This window comes from Oceaniglobus indicus, from assembly GCF_002751875.1.
In the GTDB taxonomy this organism is placed as follows: Bacteria; Pseudomonadota; Alphaproteobacteria; order Rhodobacterales; family Rhodobacteraceae; genus Oceaniglobus; species Oceaniglobus indicus.
This window is the reverse complement of record NZ_NMZM01000007.1, coordinates 104,613-121,019: the sequence shown is the minus strand read 5'-3', so window position 1 is coordinate 121,019 and position 16,407 is coordinate 104,613. Positions and strand designations below refer to the sequence as shown.

General features: G+C 64.4%; 20 protein-coding genes. 6 read left to right on the top strand and 14 right to left on the bottom strand.

Annotation, left to right across the window (positions count from 1 at the left end; translation table 11 throughout):
* The first annotated feature begins 100 nt into the window (after positions 1–100).
* Positions 101–415, top strand: a complete 315-nt coding sequence (locus CFP68_RS12325; protein ID WP_099827237.1) for an H-NS histone family protein — start codon at positions 101–103, stop codon at positions 413–415.
* A gap of 126 nt (positions 416–541) precedes the next feature.
* Here the strand turns inward: CFP68_RS12325 and CFP68_RS12320 are convergent, their stop codons facing one another.
* The 12 genes from CFP68_RS12320 to CFP68_RS12265 form a co-directional block, all read right to left on the bottom strand.
* A complete protein-coding gene (locus CFP68_RS12320) occupies positions 542–1,252 on the bottom strand; it encodes an FkbM family methyltransferase (protein ID WP_158234167.1) in 711 nt (236 codons plus the stop codon).
* Complete coding sequence (locus CFP68_RS12315) at positions 1,249–2,028, bottom strand: glycosyltransferase (RefSeq protein ID WP_099827235.1); 780 nt, start codon at positions 2,026–2,028, stop codon at positions 1,249–1,251. The genes CFP68_RS12320 and CFP68_RS12315 overlap by 4 nt, the downstream gene beginning before the upstream one ends.
* 1 nt (position 2,029) lies before the next feature.
* Complete coding sequence (locus CFP68_RS12310) at positions 2,030–2,809, bottom strand: succinate dehydrogenase iron-sulfur subunit (RefSeq protein WP_099827234.1); 780 nt, start codon at positions 2,807–2,809, stop codon at positions 2,030–2,032.
* Positions 2,810–2,821: 12 nt separating this feature from the next.
* Positions 2,822–3,121 (bottom strand): hypothetical protein, encoded by a 300-nt coding sequence (locus CFP68_RS12305; protein ID WP_099827356.1) that lies wholly within the window; start codon positions 3,119–3,121, stop codon positions 2,822–2,824.
* 35 nt (positions 3,122–3,156) lie between these two features.
* Entirely contained in the window at positions 3,157–3,468 is a 312-nt protein-coding gene (locus CFP68_RS12300) for a hypothetical protein (RefSeq protein ID WP_099827233.1), read from the bottom strand.
* A complete protein-coding gene (gene sdhA, locus CFP68_RS12295) occupies positions 3,468–5,273 on the bottom strand; it encodes a succinate dehydrogenase flavoprotein subunit (protein WP_099827232.1) in 1,806 nt (601 codons plus the stop codon). The genes CFP68_RS12300 and sdhA overlap by 1 nt, the downstream gene beginning before the upstream one ends.
* Before the next feature lie 43 nt (positions 5,274–5,316).
* Positions 5,317–5,688 carry a succinate dehydrogenase, hydrophobic membrane anchor protein gene (locus CFP68_RS12290; protein WP_099827231.1) on the bottom strand — a complete coding sequence of 124 codons (372 nt, stop codon included), beginning with the start codon at positions 5,686–5,688 and terminating at the stop codon, positions 5,317–5,319.
* A gap of 10 nt (positions 5,689–5,698) precedes the next feature.
* Complete coding sequence (sdhC, locus tag CFP68_RS12285; protein ID WP_099827230.1) at positions 5,699–6,082, bottom strand: succinate dehydrogenase, cytochrome b556 subunit; 384 nt, start codon at positions 6,080–6,082, stop codon at positions 5,699–5,701.
* 227 nt (positions 6,083–6,309) lie between these two features.
* The gene (locus CFP68_RS12280; protein WP_099827229.1) at positions 6,310–7,341 is read right to left on the bottom strand and encodes a MaoC family dehydratase; all 1,032 of its coding nucleotides are present in this window, start codon (positions 7,339–7,341) and stop codon (positions 6,310–6,312) included.
* Complete coding sequence (locus CFP68_RS12275; RefSeq protein ID WP_193825226.1) at positions 7,338–7,550, bottom strand: DUF1737 domain-containing protein; 213 nt, start codon at positions 7,548–7,550, stop codon at positions 7,338–7,340. The genes CFP68_RS12280 and CFP68_RS12275 overlap by 4 nt, the downstream gene beginning before the upstream one ends.
* The gene (locus CFP68_RS12270) at positions 7,543–8,088 is read right to left on the bottom strand and encodes an NnrU family protein (RefSeq protein ID WP_099827228.1); all 546 of its coding nucleotides are present in this window, start codon (positions 8,086–8,088) and stop codon (positions 7,543–7,545) included. The genes CFP68_RS12275 and CFP68_RS12270 overlap by 8 nt, the downstream gene beginning before the upstream one ends.
* Positions 8,088–8,990, bottom strand: a complete 903-nt coding sequence (locus CFP68_RS12265; RefSeq protein ID WP_241524068.1) for an HpcH/HpaI aldolase/citrate lyase family protein — start codon at positions 8,988–8,990, stop codon at positions 8,088–8,090. Before CFP68_RS12265 ends, CFP68_RS12270 begins: the two co-directional genes overlap by 1 nt.
* Positions 8,991–9,200: 210 nt before the next feature.
* On the opposite strand from CFP68_RS12265, the gene CFP68_RS12260 reads away from it, so the two are divergent.
* Positions 9,201–9,521, top strand: a complete 321-nt coding sequence (locus tag CFP68_RS12260) for a hypothetical protein (protein WP_099827227.1) — start codon at positions 9,201–9,203, stop codon at positions 9,519–9,521.
* Between the two features lie 19 nt (positions 9,522–9,540).
* Here CFP68_RS12260 and CFP68_RS12255 read toward each other — a convergent pair whose 3' ends face one another.
* Complete coding sequence (locus CFP68_RS12255; RefSeq protein ID WP_241524067.1) at positions 9,541–10,296, bottom strand: sulfite exporter TauE/SafE family protein; 756 nt, start codon at positions 10,294–10,296, stop codon at positions 9,541–9,543.
* Positions 10,297–10,458: 162 nt separating this feature from the next.
* Between CFP68_RS12255 and mdh the strand changes: the two genes are divergently transcribed.
* On the top strand, positions 10,459–11,421 hold the full coding sequence (gene mdh / locus CFP68_RS12250; RefSeq protein WP_099827225.1) for a malate dehydrogenase: 963 nt from the start codon (positions 10,459–10,461) through the stop codon (positions 11,419–11,421).
* 77 nt (positions 11,422–11,498) lie between these two features.
* Here the strand turns inward: mdh and CFP68_RS12245 are convergent, their stop codons facing one another.
* Positions 11,499–13,403, bottom strand: coding sequence for a coiled-coil domain-containing protein (locus CFP68_RS12245; RefSeq protein ID WP_145953448.1), 1,905 nt, complete (start codon positions 13,401–13,403; stop codon positions 11,499–11,501).
* A gap of 322 nt (positions 13,404–13,725) precedes the next feature.
* Between CFP68_RS12245 and sucC the strand changes: the two genes are divergently transcribed.
* The 3 genes from sucC to sucD all read left to right on the top strand — a co-directional run bounded on the left by sucC (position 13,726) and on the right by sucD (position 16,407).
* Positions 13,726–14,919, top strand: a complete 1,194-nt coding sequence (sucC, locus tag CFP68_RS12240; protein WP_099827223.1) for an ADP-forming succinate--CoA ligase subunit beta — start codon at positions 13,726–13,728, stop codon at positions 14,917–14,919.
* A 215-nt stretch (positions 14,920–15,134) separates the two neighbouring features.
* Positions 15,135–15,473: a hypothetical protein gene (locus CFP68_RS12235; protein WP_241524066.1), complete on the top strand. Its 339-nt coding sequence runs from the start codon at positions 15,135–15,137 to the stop codon at positions 15,471–15,473.
* A gap of 49 nt (positions 15,474–15,522) precedes the next feature.
* Positions 15,523–16,407, top strand: coding sequence for a succinate--CoA ligase subunit alpha (sucD, locus tag CFP68_RS12230; protein WP_099827222.1), 885 nt, complete (start codon positions 15,523–15,525; stop codon positions 16,405–16,407).

The following is a 16,407-nucleotide window of genomic DNA, read 5'->3' as shown; positions in this document are numbered from 1 at the left end:
CGGGTCTTTAACGGGGTTTTGACTTGCATTTTTCCATGCATGGGGGAAGAAGGCCGCACAAGCGCAATTGATAAGCGCAGGGCAAACGGAAAGATGCACCATGGATCTGGATAAACTCGACCGGAATGAACTTTTGAAATTGCGCAAGGATGTGGACAAGGCATTGGATTCACTGGAAGCCAGACGCCGGGCCGATGCCCGTAAAGCGGCCGAAAACGTCGCATTGGAACATGGCTTTGATCTGTCCGATCTAGTCGGCGATGATCGCAAGAGCCGAAAGCCCACCCAGAAAAATCCGCCGAAATATCGCAACCCCGAAGACCCGACTCAAACCTGGACGGGTCGCGGGCGTCAACCGGGTTGGGTCAAGAAGGCGCTTGAGAATGGCCAATCGCTGGACGATTTCAAGATCTGAGAAACACGGGCGGCCAACCGGTTTTTGACGCCCGGTATTGCCGTCGAAATCGGGCGCGTTCCCTGAACGGGACTGCGCCCGAAATTCGGATAAAGCCGGGCAAATCACCCGACCGCCATCGGCCGTTCACGGTTGCCGGACGTAAGCCACCACGGTGCCCGATGCCAGGTCGTCGCGCGCCACCAGCCCCCCATCCCCGAGCGTTTTTTTCAACGCGGCAAGCCTGTCGGCAGGCACCACGTCTGGGTGCAGTTCGATCACCACCGCGCGCAGCCCGTCCAGCGATACCGCCGGCAGAAGATCGACTTCCGCCCCCTCGATATCGCAGATCAGGACGGTGGGGCGGAACGCCTCAACCACCGCATCCCAGCTTTCAACCGGCACGTCGATGGTTTCGGTCGACCCCCGCGCCGACGCAATGCTGCCTTCGGGAAAGTTCACGTTCAGATGGAACGTGGCGGTGCCGGCACCGGCGCCCCCCTGCACCAGACCGTGACGGGGCGTGACGTTGGTGATCCCGTTGGCACGATGAAGCGCCTTGATCGACGGTTGCAGGTTCGGATTGCCATCGAAGGTCAGAACCTTGCCCCGCGTCAGTTTCTGCGCCACCAGGGCCGAAACCACCCCCAACCCGGTGCCCAGTTCCAGCACGCGGTCGTCGGGCCGGATCAGCGCCAGGGCGGCTTCGATTTCCGGCACTTCGTATTGGCCGCGCAGCAATTGCTTGATCACCGCCTTCGGCACCAGATCGCGGTCAATCGGCACCACGAGGCCGCGATATTTCAATCGGTTCGATTTCAGCAACCGAAAACGCAATTCGCCCCAGGATCTTATCACCAATGCTCTCCAAGTATTTCCGGAAGCACCAGAACATCATATGTCAGGGCAAAGCGACGATACATCACACCATCCGATTCCGACCTTTTGTCGCTCCATCCGCCCTGCTCCAGCCACAGGTCGCGCCGCATCACCAGTTGCATCGCGTCGATAAAACCCGGACGCACCGGCACGCCCCCCATCACCAGCGCATGATCCTTCGCCGTCTCGGGCAGGCGCATGTATTTTCCGCCCGACGGCAGAACACCGCGCAGCAGGATCGCGAAGATCACGATCTGTCGCTGCGTCACGGTGCGGATTTCGCGCTTTTGCAGGTTGGTGCCGAACCATTTGTCGCATCGCTTGGCGATGCTTTTCAGGCCCGCGGGATACCTGTGCTGACGGGCGCTGACGTAGGGGCGTTTGTCTTTCACCGTGGCCGACAGCCGTTCGATGGCCTGCGGATAAAGAACATTGTCGGCATTGGTGTGCAGGATCCACTGCCCCCGCGCCGCGCGAATGCCGCGATCGCGGTTTGAGTGACCCCAATCGTCCTCGCGACGCTCGGACGTGAAAAACCGCAATCGCGCGGGTTTCGGCGTCTGGGCAAGCTCATCCTCATAGGGCGTGTCCTTCGGCCCGTCGTGATAGATCAGCACCTCGAAGTCGTCACAGGTCTGCGCGGCAAGGCTGGCGATCGCGCGGCGGAAATCGTCGCGCGCAACCGCCCCGTCGTAATCGACCATCACGATGCTGAATGTCGGCGCCGTTTCCTGCCCGCCCGCGGTGCCGGTCATCTCAGACCTGGCGTTCGACCATCAACGACTTGATCTCGCCGATCGCCTTGGCCGGGTTCAACCCCTTGGGGCAGGTTTTGGCGCAGTTCATGATCGTATGACAGCGATACAGCTTGAACGGATCCTCCAGATCGTCCAGCCGTTCGCCCGTCGCCTCGTCACGGCTGTCGATGATCCAGCGATAGGCATGCAACAGCGCGGCCGGCCCGAGATACCGATCACCATTCCACCAATAGGACGGACAGGCAGTGGAACAGCACGCACACATGACGCATTCATAGAGACCGTCCAGCTTCTTGCGGTCCTCGATGCTCTGCTTCCATTCCTTGGCCGGGCGCGGCGTCGTCGTTTCCAGCCACGGCATCACGCTTTCATGCTGGGCATAGAAATGGGTCAGGTCGGGAATCAGGTCGCGGATCACCGGCATGTGCGGCAGCGGATAGATCTTCACATCGCCCTTCACCTCGTCCATGCCATAGATGCAGGCCAGCGTGTTGATGCCGCCGATGTTCATGGCGCAGGATCCGCAGATGCCTTCGCGGCAGGACCGGCGGAACGTCAGGGTCGGGTCGATCTCGTTCTTGATCTTGATCAGCGCGTCCAGAACCATCGGCCCGCAGGTATCCATATCGACGAAATAGGTATCGATGCGGGGATTCTCGCCATCGTCGGGGGTCCAGCGATAGATGTTGAAGGTGCGCAGGTTCGTCGCGCCCTCGGGTTTGGGCCATGTCTTGCCCGTGCGCATCCGGCTGTTCTTGGGCAGCGTCAGTTGGACCATCTCTTGGCTCCTCTATCTCAGCAGGGCTGGCAGACCTTCGGTCGCCAGACATCTCAGGGCCCCCTCGCGGGAGGCGATATTCGTCACGATCTGCACGGTATTCGCGGTCGGCCCGGTCACCGCATCCGAAGCAAGCGACAGCAGTTCGGCGGACTGGGCGTTGTCGATGACACAGTCGATGGCAGGTTCCACCGGCACCCCCGGCAAACGCTGCTGCACGACGGGGCGGATCGCGTTGCGCGCGGCCGCGCGGGTCAGATCGTCGCGCGCCATGGGCGTGCAGGCCACCCCCACGCCAAGCGCGACGAGCATGGCGATCGTCGCGCCGGATCTGCCGATCGGATGTCTCACAGGCAGCCGTGACGGCGGCGCACGTCATCCTTGATCAGGTATCCCGCGCCACCGATGAACACCGAATCCGACGGTCGGTGGGGATAGCGGCAAAAAAACCCGCGCCGCCGTTCGCGCGGTGCGCCGGTCAGATACCCGCGGTTCTGGGCGTTCGACACCGGCATCACCTGCCGCACACAGATCGCCCGGCCCTGGGTGTCGTGGCTCAGCACGAAACCGGCCTCGACGTTGCAGGCGGCACGTCCGCCCGCAAGGGCCGGCGCGGCGGCAAGACACAGAACTGCCGCGGCAAATGCCCGAACGCGCATCAATACACCCGTTTCTTCGGCGCGATCTTCTTCAGATCGATACCGCCTTCATTGTGGCTGGTCAGCGGTTGCAGGTGGACGCCGCGGAAGCCCAGCGTCGCCTTCTGGCCCTTGAACCAGATCAGCGAATGCTTGCGCCAGTTTTCATCGTCGCGCTCGGGGTAATCCTCGTGGGCGTGGGCGCCCCGGCTTTCCTTGCGCGCCGCTGCCGCCGTGATCGTCGCCACGGCGTTGGGCATCAGGTTTTCCAGCTCCAGCGTTTCCATCAGGTCGCTGTTCCAGATCATCGAGGTGTCGGTGACCTTGATATCACTCAACTTGCCTGCGACCTCTTCCATCTTCTTCTGGCCGGCGGCCAGGGTTTCATCGGTGCGGAACACGGCAGCGTCTTCCTGCATCGTCTTCTGCATCTCCAGCCGCAGTTCCGCCGTCGGCACGTGGCCCTTGGCGTAGCGCAGACCGTCGAACCGCGACAGGGCCGCTTCCACCGAGCGTTTGTTCGGGGTCGGCACCGGGGTCGAGGGATCGACGATCTGACCGGCGCGGATCGCGGCGGCGCGCCCGAACACCACCAGGTCGATCAGCGAGTTCGACCCGAGGCGGTTGGCCCCGTGGACCGACGCGCACCCGGCTTCGCCCACGGCCATCAGGCCCGGCGACACCGCGTCATCCTTGCCATCGGTGGGCGCCAGGACTTCGCCCCAATAGTTCGTCGGGATACCGCCCATGTTGTAGTGAACCGTGGGCAGGACCGGGATCGGCTCTTTCGTCACGTCGACACCGGCAAAGATGCGCGCGGATTCCGAAATGCCGGGCAGACGTTCGTGCAGTGCCTCTTTCGGCAGGTGGTTCAGGTTCAGGTGGATGTGGTCGCCGTTCTTGCCGACGCCGCGCCCTTCACGGATCTCCATCGTCATGCAGCGCGACACCACGTCGCGCGACGCCAGATCCTTGTAGGTGGGGGCATAGCGTTCCATGAACCGCTCGCCTTCGGAGTTGGTCAGGTATCCGCCCTCGCCCCGCGCGCCTTCGGTGATCAGACAGCCGGCGCCATAGATACCGGTGGGATGGAACTGAACGAACTCCATGTCCTGAAGCGGCAGACCGGCCCGCGCGGTCATCCCGCCCCCGTCACCGGTGCAGGTATGGGCCGAGGTGGCCGAGAAATAGGCGCGTCCGTATCCGCCCGTGGCCAGCACCACCATCTTGGCCGAAAACAGGTGCAGCGTGCCGTCGTCCAGCTTCCAGCACATCACGCCCTGACACACGCCGTCGTCTGACATGATCAGGTCGATGGCGAAATATTCGATATAGAACTGCGCCTTCTGCTTCAGCGATTGGCCATACAGCGTGTGCAGGATCGCGTGGCCCGTGCGGTCGGCGGCGGCGCAGGTGCGCTGAACCGGGGGGCCTTCGCCGAACTGCGTGGTATGTCCGCCGAACGGCCGCTGATAGATCTTGCCTTCCTCGGTGCGCGAGAACGGGACGCCGTAATGCTCCAGCTCGTACACCGCCTTGGGCGCCTCGCGGGCCAGGTATTCCATCGCGTCGGTATCGCCCAGCCAGTCGGACCCCTTGACGGTGTCATACATGTGCCACTGCCAGTTGTCCGGTCCCATGTTGGACAGCGACGCCGCGATGCCCCCCTGGGCCGCGACGGTGTGGGACCGGGTCGGAAACACCTTGGTCACGCAGGCGGTGCGCAACCCCTGTTCGGCCATGCCGAGCGTCGCACGCAGACCGGCGCCCCCGGCCCCGACGACCACGACGTCGAATTCGTGCGTCTCGTAATCATATGCTGCCATTTGGGTCGCTCCAGATCAGCCAGTTGTCATTCAGCGAGTTAGCTCAGAGTGCCAGTCGGACCAGGGCGAACAGCCCCACCGCCGCTGCCGTCCACGACAGGCAGGTGACGCCGACGATCAACGCCTTGCGGGCGAACCCCTGGGCGTAATCCTCGATCATGACCTGCGCGCCGTTCTTGAAGTGCATGAAGCCGACGACAAAGGTCAGCGCCGCCACCACCGCGGGGAACGGCCGGGAATAATAGGCTACCACCTCGGCGTGGGAGGCGCCCAGCATCGGACCCACCGTGAACACGAACAGCGGAACCAACCCCACCAGGGCGACCGAACTGATCGTCATGTGCCAATGATGCGTCGTGCCCGTCTTGGCCGATCCAAGGCCCGAGGCCCGCTTGCGATCCGTCATAAATCCCATGTCGGCCCCCTTAAACCACGATGATCGTCAGGATGGTCAGAAACACCGACCCGCCAATGCAGGCCCAGCCCAACATTTCCGCCGTCGGCACGTCCATGCCGCGTCCGGTGTCCCAATACAGATGCCGCAGCCCGGCCAGCGAATGATACCACAGCGCCCAGACCGACCCGAACATGACAAGGTCGCCGAACCAGCTGGTGATCACGCCATCGGCGCGGGCGAACGCCTCGGGCGACACGGCGGCGGCCACGAACCACCACACGATCAGCAGCGCGGCCACGATCAGGGCGTTGCCGGTGATCCGCGTCAGGATCGACGTGATCGACGTCAGTTGCGGTCGGTAGATCGAAATATGCGGCGACAGGGGCCGCTGACCCCGGTTCACATCTGCCATGGCGTCGTCCTTTCGCTTCCGTTGAGTCGGTTCTAACGCTTTTCCCGCCCTTGTCACGGGATCGGCGCGCGATCGATTGCGGTTTTTTGGCGCAATCCCGAAAAATCGCCGGGTGGAACGCCGGTTGTGATCACAAACGACCATCCGGTGTCCGACGTTTCGTCACACTCTCGGCCATCGCCCGATGCTGTGCAACCACATCACACCGAGCGCGGGCATGGCCGCCGTCACACCGGCATCAGCGCCCAGTAATCCAGATCCAGCAGGACATGGGGCAGGTATTTGCCGTCCTCGCCGCGCAACCCCTCGCCGCCGTTCCTGGTCGCCACGGTGCGCAGGCGGATCGCGCCGACGCCGGGGGCGGATGTTTCGGCAGTGCCCAGAACCTCGGACCAGGCGCGCACGGTATCGCCCGCCGCGCAAGGGTTGGCATGGGCACCGGCGTTCAGCGCCACAACCATCTGCGCATTGGCCAGCCCGTTGAACGACAGCGCCCGCGCCAGCGATATGACGTGCCCGCCATAGATCAGCCGCCCGCCATCGCGCGCCGTGGCGTCGAAATGCACCCGCGCGGTATTCTGCCACAGGCGGGTGGCCATCATGTGTTCGGCCTCTTCCACCGTCACGCCATCGATATGGTCGATTACCTCGCCCACGGTGTAGTCGCCCAACCGCCAGGGTTCGCCCGCTGCCGCGAAATCATAGCCTGTGAAATCCAGGCCCTGCGGGATCACCAGATCACCGTGCGCGACCGTCGCTGCGAGATCGGGCACCACCGTTTCGGGGGCATCGCCCGGTGCACGGCGCCGCACCATGACCCAGCGCACATAGGTCAGCACCGGTTCGTCATGCTGGTCATAGCCGGTCGTGCGCACCCAGACGATCCCGTTGGTGCCGCCCGAGGTCTGCTTGACGCCGATCACCCGGGATTCGGCGCGCAGGGTATCGCCCGGCCACACCGGTTTCAGCCAGCGGCCTTCGGCATATCCGAGGTTTGCCACCGCATTCAGCGAGATGTCGGGCACCGTCTTGCCGAACACCACATGAAAGGCGATCATGTCGTCCAGCGGCGCGCCCGACAGACCGCATTGCCGCGCGAAAACGTCCGACGAATACAGCGCATGGCGCGCCGGATACAGCGCATGATAAAGCGCGCGTTCACCGGATCCGACCGTGCGCGGGACGGCATGGGCGATCACCTCGCCGACGCGGTAATCCTCGAAAAAACGGCCGGCGTTGGTTTTCGCCCCTGCGTTCACTGCTGGCCCAGCTTCATGTCGGGCGTATAGGGCACGCTGACCGTCTTGGTCACCGCCTGCGCACAGCGCATCACGCCGTTGGCCGCGTCGAAGCCATAGGCCGGGCTACCGTGCAGCACCCAGCCCTTCGCCAGGGCATCCGAAACCTTGTGACAGAACTCGGACGTGTCATCGCCGGTCAACAGGCGATAGATGGTATGCTCAGCCAAAGGGGTTCACTCCCAACCAGATGTGGATCGCGGAGACGATGCCATAGGCGACAACCGCCGCGATCACGGCTGTCACTTCCTTCTTCACCGGCACCGGATGGGCCGGCGGCCGGTTCGGTTCGGCGCGGTTGATGACGATCACCTCGACCACCGCCCAGGCCAGCAAGCCGCCGAACAGGACGATGGACGCCAGATCGCCATTCACCAGCAGGTGCGCGATGGCCCAGGTCTTGACCGCCGTCAATTGCGGATGGCGCACCTTGCCGGTGATCCAGGTCTTTGCGCCACTGGCCGCGAACAGATAGAATGCCAGCAGCATCAACAGGTTGTTGATGCCGGTCATGGCCGGCGTGCGGCCCCAGTACACGGGCCCCTCGGCCCCGCGATAGCCGATGGTCATCAGGACGATGGCGATCACCGACGCGACGGCGACGATCAACCGGCCCTTGTCGCCCATCCCCGCCCGTGTCTGTGGCGACATACGTTTCCAGAGATGCGAACCTGCCCAGAGGGCGAGGCCGAGAACGATCAGGATCATCAGGTCTTCCTTGTTGCGGGGTCTGCGTCTTCGGACAGGGCGGCGATGGCCGCAGCGCGGGCAAGGATCGCGCGGGCGGTGACGATATGCAAGTTCTCGACGATCTGGCCATCCAGCACTGCGATCCCCTGCCCGGCCGCCTCGGCCGCCTCGAACACCGCGATCTGACGCTTTGCCAGGTCGATCCGGTCGGCCGAGGGCGCGAAGGCGGCGTTGGCCACGGGCACCTGCGCCGGATGGATCAGCGTCTTGCCATCCATCCCGAAGGCGCGGCCCTGTTCACATTCCACGCGCAACCCGTCGTCGTCGCGAAAGGCGTTGAACACCCCGTCGATACAGACGATCCCCGCCGCCCGCGCCGCCATGACGCAGGTCTGAAGCGCCGTCACCAGCGCCCCGCGGTCGCCGCCGGTGTCACAGCCGATTTCCTTGGCCAGATCATTGGTGCCAAGGATGAAGCCGCCCATGCGCGGCGCGCGGGCAATTTCAGCGGCGTTCAAAATGCCTTCGCAGGTTTCCATCATCGCCCAGATCCGCGTGTCAGCTGTGCCGGGATGCGCGTCCAAACGCGCGGCAAGAGCCTGGATATCGCCGGCGCCGTTCACCTTGGGCAACAGGATGGCATCGGGGCCAGTTTCGGCAATGGCGTTCAGATCGTCGGCACCCCAAGGGGTGTCGAAGCCGTTGATCCGCACCATGGTGGCGCGCGGCGCATAGCCGCCCTGCCGCAGGGCCGCGCACAGCGTGTCGCGCGCGGCGGATTTCGCATCGGGTGCCACCGCGTCTTCCAGATCGAAGATGATCGCATCCACCGGCAGGCCACGCGCCTTGTCCAGCGCCCGCGGCTTGTCGCCCGGAATATAGAGAACCGAACGCCAGGGTCGTGTCATCGTATCCGTCATGCCGCTCTCCCGTGTCATCCGCGCACTTTCACCCATGGCCACCCCCTTTCGCAAGCCCCGTTGCGCCGCGCCGCGGCATGAAGCGAACGCTTCGTTAAGCTGAATTTGCGATGCTGGCCGCAATCTTGCCGTCACGCTGATGGCCACGACGAACGGTCCGGCGCCGATGCACCGCCATTCCGGGGGTGCCTGCCCAAGGGGGAACGTTCGATGATCCGCATTGCTGTCGCATCCATGCTGGGCCTTGGTGGCCTGTTTCTGGCTACCCAGAACGCCTTTGCCGAAACGCCGAACCGCAACTGCGCGGCGCGCGCGACGGTGGTCGAGCGTCTGAATGGCCAGTTCGGTGAAACGCGCCAGTCCATCGGCCTGGCCAGCAACGCTCAGGTGGTCGAGGTTTTCGCCTCTGTCGCCACGGGCACCTGGACCATTCTGGTCTCGACCCCTGCCGGCGTGTCCTGTGTGGTGGCCGCGGGTCAGGCGTTCGAAAACCTGGCCGAATCCCTGCCGCCGGCCGGCCAACCCGCCTGAGAGATTTCGGCGCGCGGCCTCAGGTCAGCGCGTCGAAGATCAGCTTGGCACCGGTGATCGCCAGGAACGCATAGGTCAGCGCGAAGAACAGACGTTCGTTGACGATCCGGTGCAGCCAGACGCCCAGCTGGATCCCGGCGATCGCCACGGGCGCCAGAATAAGGCTGGCAGTCAGGGTGTCGCGGCTGAAAATCCCCAGCGCGCCATACGGCACCAGCTTGAACGCGTTGATCGCCCAGAAGGTGAGGACCGTCGTCGCCTGGTATGTCGTCTTCGTCAGACCGCGCGTCAGAAGGTAAACCGCGGCGGGCGGTCCGCCCGCATGGCTGATGAAACTGGTCAGCCCCGCAACCCCGCCCCAGAAATATTCGACGACCGGCGACACCGACCGTCGTTCGATTCGCAGCCAGCCGCGGGCACGGGCGATCTGGAACGCGACGAAGCCCAGGGCCACCAGCCCGATCAGCAACCGCACCACATCGGCATCCGCCACCTTGTAAAGCAGTGCCCCCAGCGCGACGCCCGGCAAGGCACCAAGCATCAGCCGTCGCGCCACGGGCCAGTCCCAGCGGCGCCAATAGGCGCGCACCGCCGTCAGATCCATCACCATCAACAGCGGCAGCATCAGCCCAATCGCCTGGCCCGGTGTCAGGATCAGCGCCAGGAACACCGACGCGGCAAAGGCGACGCCGCCGCCGAAGCCGCCCTTGGACACGCCCGCGAACAGGACTGCCGGGATCGCGACGGCAAAGAACATCGGACCGAGATCAACCACTCCGCAACCTTTCCAAGGCAGAAATCGTCGCAGACCTAGCGCGCCCGCCCGCGCGATGCCAGCGCCGCTGATCGCATTGCCGCAGTGCGGCACCCTTGCGCGAACGCTGCACAATGGCTAGGCAAAGCGCCAAACGCAGCCAACCAGTGGAGATCGACTCACATGGCCAGACCCAAGATCGCGCTCATCGGTGCAGGTCAGATCGGCGGAACGCTCGCCCATCTCGCCGCCATCAAGGAACTGGGCGACGTCGTCCTGTTCGACATCGCCGAGGGCACCCCCCAGGGCAAGGCGCTGGACATCGCGTCGTCGGGTCCGTCGGAAAAGTTTGACGCCTCCGTCACCGGCGCCAACGATTATTCCGCCATCGCGGGTGCGGACGTCTGCATCGTCACCGCCGGTGTGCCGCGCAAGCCGGGCATGTCGCGCGACGACCTGCTGGGCATCAACCTCAAGGTCATGAAATCCGTCGGCGAAGGCATCAAGCAGCACGCGCCCGACGCCTTCGTGATCTGCATCACCAACCCGCTGGACGCGATGGTCTGGGCGCTGCGCGAATTTTCGGGCCTGCCCCATGAAAAGGTCTGCGGCATGGCCGGCGTGCTGGATTCGGCCCGCTTCCGCCATTTCCTGTCGCTGGAATTCGGCGTGTCGATGAAGGACGTCACGGCCTTCGTGCTGGGCGGCCACGGAGATACCATGGTGCCGCTGGCCCGCTATTCCACCGTCGGTGGCATCCCCCTGCCCGACCTCGTCGAAATGGGTTGGACCACGCAGGACAAGATGGACGCGATCATCCAGCGCACGCGCGACGGCGGCGCCGAGATCGTCGGCCTGCTGAAAACCGGGTCGGCCTTCTATGCCCCCGCCACCAGCGCCATCGAGATGGCCGAGGCTTACCTGAAGGACCAGAAGCGCGTCCTGCCCTGTGCCGCCTACGTCGATGGCGCGCTGGGCCTGAAGGGCATGTATGTCGGCGTTCCGACCGTGATCGGCGCCGGTGGGGTCGAAAAGATCATCGACATCAAGATGACCAAGGACGAGAAGGCGATGTTCGACAAGTCCGTCGATGCGGTGAAGGGTTTGGTCGAAGCCTGCAAGGGCATCGATTCCTCGCTGGCCTGATCGCCGCGCAAGTGATTTGAAACGAAAAAAGACGCGCCTTGCCGGGCGCGTCTTTTGTTTTGTGCGGGTGGTGTCGGTTACTGCGCGGCTTGCGGCGCAAAGGTCATTCCGGCGAAGGGCGCACAATCGTCGTTGTCCGCCTTGATCGAAAAGCCGTCACCGTCCTGTGACAGCGTGCAGGTCAGCGGGAAAGTGTCCACCGGCCCCGCACCTTTTGCATCGGTCATGTTCAGGGTATCGCCATCGGTCGTGAACGCGCCTTCCAGGAAGGCGTCGTCCTCGGGTGTCGATGCCTTGAACGTGCCATCGTCCGTCAGTTCCAGCGTCATGTCGTCGGCGGTATAGACGCCCGGCTTGACGGCCGAGTCGGCAGCTTCGGCAGTTTCGCCTATCGCGCTGTCCTGACCCGCTGCCGCGGGTGTTTCGGACGCCGGAGCGGCCGCGTTGCCGTTTGCCTCGGCGTCCTGCGCCGCCTCATCGGATGAGGCCGAAGCATCACCCTGCGCCGCACCGTCATCGGCTGCTTCCGTGGTCGCTTCGTTCGCTGTTGCCGTACCGGCGGCGTCCGTGGACCCGCCTTCAGCCGTGGTTGCCGTCTCGTTCTGCGCACCATCCGCTGCCGGCGTTTCAGTCTGCGCACTGTTCTCGGACGCATCCGTCGCCGACGTTTCGTCCTGCGCACCCTCGTCAGAAGCGTCCGTAGTCGCGCCCTCGCCCGCGTTGTCCTCAGCGGCACCGGACGTCGCGCTTTCGCTTTGCGCGGCGTCATCAGCAGCATCCGCTGCTACATCCCCGTCCTGCGCGTTGTCACCAGCGCTGCTTTCGTCACCGCCCATCGCGCTGTCAGGCTGTTGCGCGGTTTTACCGTCGGTCTGCGTCTCGTCCGATGCGGTGGGTTGTTGCGGCGCACCATCGGCTTCGTTTGTGCCGTCGTCTGCGCCCGCCTCGTTGCCTTCGGTTTCGGGCGAACCCGTCTCCTGCGGTTCGGCAGCCGCGCTGTCGGAACCATCGGCAGTGCCTTCACCCGATTCAAGCGCCTGTGTCGCAGTCGCGCCCTCGCGGGATTCGGCCTGTGCCGGCGTCGGGTCGCTTGCGGTTGCGGCGGTCGCGCCATCGTCGGCGCCCAGGCGGCTTTCGATGCGCTTTTCGATCTGCAGCAGTTCTTCCGAGCGCGTCGTCACGTCCTGCGTCAGTTCGGTCACCATGCCCTGAAGCCGTGCACGCTGTTCCTCGGCCGCGCTCACGTCGTTTTGCAGGGCCTGCTTCTCCTCGCTCAGCGATTCGACTGAACGGCGGGCCTCGGTGACCTGCTGTTCCAGCGCGATGGCCTCTTCGCGCATGGTCCCGACTTCCTCGCTCAGCGTGGCGTGTTCGGTGCGGGCGTCCTGCAGACGGCTTTCGGCGTCTTGCGCCTGGGCGGTCAGGTCGGACGTTTCCTGGGTCAGCTTGGCCAGCGTTTCCTGGATCTCGGCTTCCTGTGCGCGGGCTTCCTCGACCCGGGCGCCGATCTCTTCGCGCTCCTTCGTCTGGGCCTCGATCTGCTCGCGAAGCGTGCTGATCTGCTCGTCATAACCGGCGATTTCCTGGCGCAGGGGTTCGGCCTGCTTTTCCAGATCGGCGATGCGGGTTTCGGCGTCGTTCAGCGCGGCTTGCTGTTCGCTGACCTTCGATTCCAGTTCGGACGATTGCGTCTGCAGTTCCTCCAGTTCCGACTGGGCCGCATCGCGCTGGCCCTGCAATTCATCGCGCTCGGGCTGCAGTGTCGCGATCTGGGCGTCCAGATCCTCGATCGTTCCGGCTTTTTCGCGCTGGGTGTTCAGCGTCGCCTGAACCTGGTCACGCTCCTGGACCAAATTCTCGACGCGCGACCCCGCGGCGTTGCTCTGGGTCAGAAAATAAATGGCGGTCAACCACCCCAAGGCGGCGATGATGCTGACGATGATTGTCGTCCGCGTGAATTCCGAGCCGGTGCTTTCGGCCATGTACATATCTCCCGAGGCTGAACAGACGTCTGGCGACGCCCCTTTGCGGGGACAACGACCGCCACGCGGCAAACGTTCCCCCTTGGTTGCACACTAACCCGACTCGGCGCAGCGAGTCATCACTGGCCCACCCTCGCCGGTATGCCCGGCGGCGATTATCGACGACCGGCCAGACTTTTTGTGATCACTGCCGTCAGACTTGTGATCACAACAGCCGTCTTCTTGGCTCAAACCGTCAATATCCGGGCAAAAGCGCTTCCTGTCGCCACCGCGCCCGTGCCATGTATTGTGCAAAGCACTTCAGAACAGAGGTATCCGCGCCATGAACATCCACGAATATCAGGCCAAGGCCCTGCTGCGATCTTATGGCGCACCCGTGTCCGATGGGCGTGCCGTGACGCGCGCCGAAGACGCCAAGAACGCGGCTGGCGAACTGGACGGCCCGCTCTGGGTGGTCAAGGCCCAGATCCACGCCGGCGGACGCGGCAAGGGCAAGTTCAAGGAAGCCGACGCCGGCGACAAGGGTGGCGTGCGCCTGACGAAATCAGTGGCCGAAGCGGCCGACGAAGCCCGCCGGATGTTGGGCCGCACGCTGGTCACGCACCAGACCGGACCGGCCGGCAAGCAGGTCAACCGCATCTATATCGAAGATGGCTCGGGCATCGAGACCGAGCTTTACCTGGCCCTGCTGGTGGATCGCGCATCGTCGCGGATTTCCTTCGTCTGCTCGACCGAGGGCGGCATGGACATCGAGGAGGTCGCGGCCAACACCCCCGACAAGATCCTGTCCTTCACCGTCGATCCGGCCACCGGATACCAGCCGTTCCACGGGCGGCGCATCGCGTTTTCGCTGGGCCTGAAAGGCGGGCAGATCAAGCAGTGCGTCAACCTCATGGGGTTGCTCTACAAGGCCTTCACCGAGAAGGACATGGAGATGCTCGAGATCAATCCGCTGATCGTGACCGACAGCGGCGATCTGAAGGTGCTGGACGCCAAGGTGTCGTTCGATTCCAACGCCCTGTATCGCCAGGCCGATGTCGCCGCCCTGCGCGACGAGACGGAGGAGGATGCCAAGGAACTGGCCGCCTCGAAATACGACCTGAACTATATCGCGCTGGACGGCGAAATCGGCTGCATGGTCAACGGCGCCGGCCTGGCCATGGCGACGATGGACATCATCAAGCTCTACGGCGCCGAACCTGCCAACTTCCTGGATGTCGGCGGTGGCGCCACCAAGGAGAAAGTGACCGAGGCGTTCAAGATCATCACCTCCGATCCCAACGTCAAAGGCATCCTGGTCAACATCTTCGGCGGCATCATGCGCTGCGACGTGATCGCCGAAGGCGTGGTCGGCGCGGTCAAGGAGGTCGGCCTGAAGGTGCCGCTGGTGGTGCGTCTGGAAGGCACCAACGTCGAGGAAGGCAAGCGCATCATCAACGAGAGCGGCCTCGACGTGATCGCGGCGGACGACCTGCGCGACGGCGCCGAAAAGATCGTGAAGGCCGTGAAGGGGTGAGAATCGTCGCGGCCCCGGGATCGTCGAACCATGCGCCCGCGCCATGTCGGCGGCGAGGTCGGCAGGGTCCGATGCCGGGGGCCGCACGGCGATGCGGAAACGGCAAAACGGAGGTCGACAACGCCATGTCTTTCCATGATCTGAACCGCGCCCCCCGAACCTGCCGCGATTCCCTGTCTTCTCTTTGCGCCATTGCCAAGGAAGGGTGCTGAACCATGACGCTGCCAAGGATCCATGACATCACCCCGCTTCCGGCCGCCGATCCGGCCGCGAAAGCGGCGCCGTTGCTTTCCGGTCTGGCACTGATCGGGCTTGGCTTCCTGATACGGCGCTGGCGTCCGCTGGCGCTGGAGCTGCCGCAGCGTGGACACGGTGACGACCGGCACGACACCTACGCCCAGCGGGCCGCCCGCGTGACCCGCGACGGCGTGGTGCGGGTGATGCCGCGCAACCTGAACGCCACGTTGGGACGGTCACTGATCATCGCCGGCGCCGGTCTGATCGCCATTCGCGCACTGGATGCGCTGGTCGGCGACGAGCCGCCCCGGTCCTGACCACTTTGGCGGCCACGCCGCCCCAAGAACGACTGAAAAAGGAGCCGACATGGCCATTCTTGTAGACGAAAACACCAAGGTGATCTGCCAGGGGTTCACCGGATCCCAGGGCACGTTCCATTCGGAACAGGCCATCGCATACGGCACGAAGATGGTCGGCGGCGTGACGCCCGGCAAGGGCGGGCAGACACACCTGGACCTGCCAGTGTTCAACTCGTGCCACGAAGCGGTGGCAAAGACCGGCGCCAATGCCAGCGTCATCTATGTTCCGCCCCCCTTCGCCGCCGATTCCATCCTGGAGGCGCTGGACGCCGAAATCCCGCTGATCATCTGCATCACCGAAGGCATCCCGGTGCTGGACATGATGAAGGTCAAGCGGGCGCTGGAAGGGTCGTCGTCGCGGCTGATCGGGCCGAACTGCCCCGGTGTGATCACCCCCGACGCCTGCAAGATCGGCATCATGCCCGGCCATATCCACAAGCGCGGATCGGTCGGTGTCGTGTCGCGCTCGGGCACCCTGACCTATGAGGCGGTGAAACAGACCAGCGACAGCGGCCTCGGCCAATCCACCGCCGTCGGCATCGGGGGCGATCCGATCAAGGGCACCGAACACATCGACATCCTGGAAATGTTCCTGGCCGACCCGGAAACCGAAAGCATCATCATGATCGGCGAAATCGGCGGCTCGGCCGAGGAAGACGCCGCGCAGTTCCTGGCCGACGAACGCAAGGCCGGTCGCTGGAAGCCCACCGCGGGGTTCATCGCCGGGCGCACCGCCCCTCCGGGCCGTCGCATGGGCCACGCCGGTGCGATCGTCGCCGGCGGCAAGGGCGGCGCGGAAGACAAGATCGAGGCGATGAAGGCCGCCGGTATCGTCGTCGCCGACAGCCCCGCCGGCCTGGGCGAAGCCGTGCTGAAGGCCATCAAGGGTTAA

Excerpts from the sequence above, each read along its gene's own strand:
- mdh (WP_099827225.1), top strand. The coding sequence starts at position 10,459 with ATGGCCAGACCCAAGATCGCGCTCATCGGTGCAGGTCAGATCGGCGGA.
- sucC (WP_099827223.1), top strand. The coding sequence starts at position 13,726 with ATGAACATCCACGAATATCAGGCCAAGGCCCTGCTGCGATCTTATGGC.
- sucD (WP_099827222.1), top strand. The coding sequence starts at position 15,523 with ATGGCCATTCTTGTAGACGAAAACACCAAGGTGATCTGCCAGGGGTTC.
- CFP68_RS12270 (WP_099827228.1), bottom strand. The coding sequence starts at position 8,088 with ATGATCCTGATCGTTCTCGGCCTCGCCCTCTGGGCAGGTTCGCATCTC.
- CFP68_RS12325 (WP_099827237.1), top strand. The coding sequence starts at position 101 with ATGGATCTGGATAAACTCGACCGGAATGAACTTTTGAAATTGCGCAAG.
- sdhA (WP_099827232.1), bottom strand. The coding sequence starts at position 5,273 with ATGGCAGCATATGATTACGAGACGCACGAATTCGACGTCGTGGTCGTC.
- CFP68_RS12235 (WP_241524066.1), top strand. The coding sequence starts at position 15,135 with ATGACGCTGCCAAGGATCCATGACATCACCCCGCTTCCGGCCGCCGAT.
- CFP68_RS12305 (WP_099827356.1), bottom strand. The coding sequence starts at position 3,121 with ATGCTCGTCGCGCTTGGCGTGGGGGTGGCCTGCACGCCCATGGCGCGC.
- CFP68_RS12310 (WP_099827234.1), bottom strand. The coding sequence starts at position 2,809 with ATGGTCCAACTGACGCTGCCCAAGAACAGCCGGATGCGCACGGGCAAG.
- CFP68_RS12245 (WP_145953448.1), bottom strand. The coding sequence starts at position 13,403 with ATGGCCGAAAGCACCGGCTCGGAATTCACGCGGACGACAATCATCGTC.
- CFP68_RS12290 (WP_099827231.1), bottom strand. The coding sequence starts at position 5,688 with ATGGGATTTATGACGGATCGCAAGCGGGCCTCGGGCCTTGGATCGGCC.
- CFP68_RS12300 (WP_099827233.1), bottom strand. The coding sequence starts at position 3,468 with ATGCGCGTTCGGGCATTTGCCGCGGCAGTTCTGTGTCTTGCCGCCGCG.
- CFP68_RS12315 (WP_099827235.1), bottom strand. The coding sequence starts at position 2,028 with ATGACCGGCACCGCGGGCGGGCAGGAAACGGCGCCGACATTCAGCATC.
- CFP68_RS12265 (WP_241524068.1), bottom strand. The coding sequence starts at position 8,990 with ATGACGGATACGATGACACGACCCTGGCGTTCGGTTCTCTATATTCCG.
- CFP68_RS12260 (WP_099827227.1), top strand. The coding sequence starts at position 9,201 with ATGATCCGCATTGCTGTCGCATCCATGCTGGGCCTTGGTGGCCTGTTT.
- sdhC (WP_099827230.1), bottom strand. The coding sequence starts at position 6,082 with ATGGCAGATGTGAACCGGGGTCAGCGGCCCCTGTCGCCGCATATTTCG.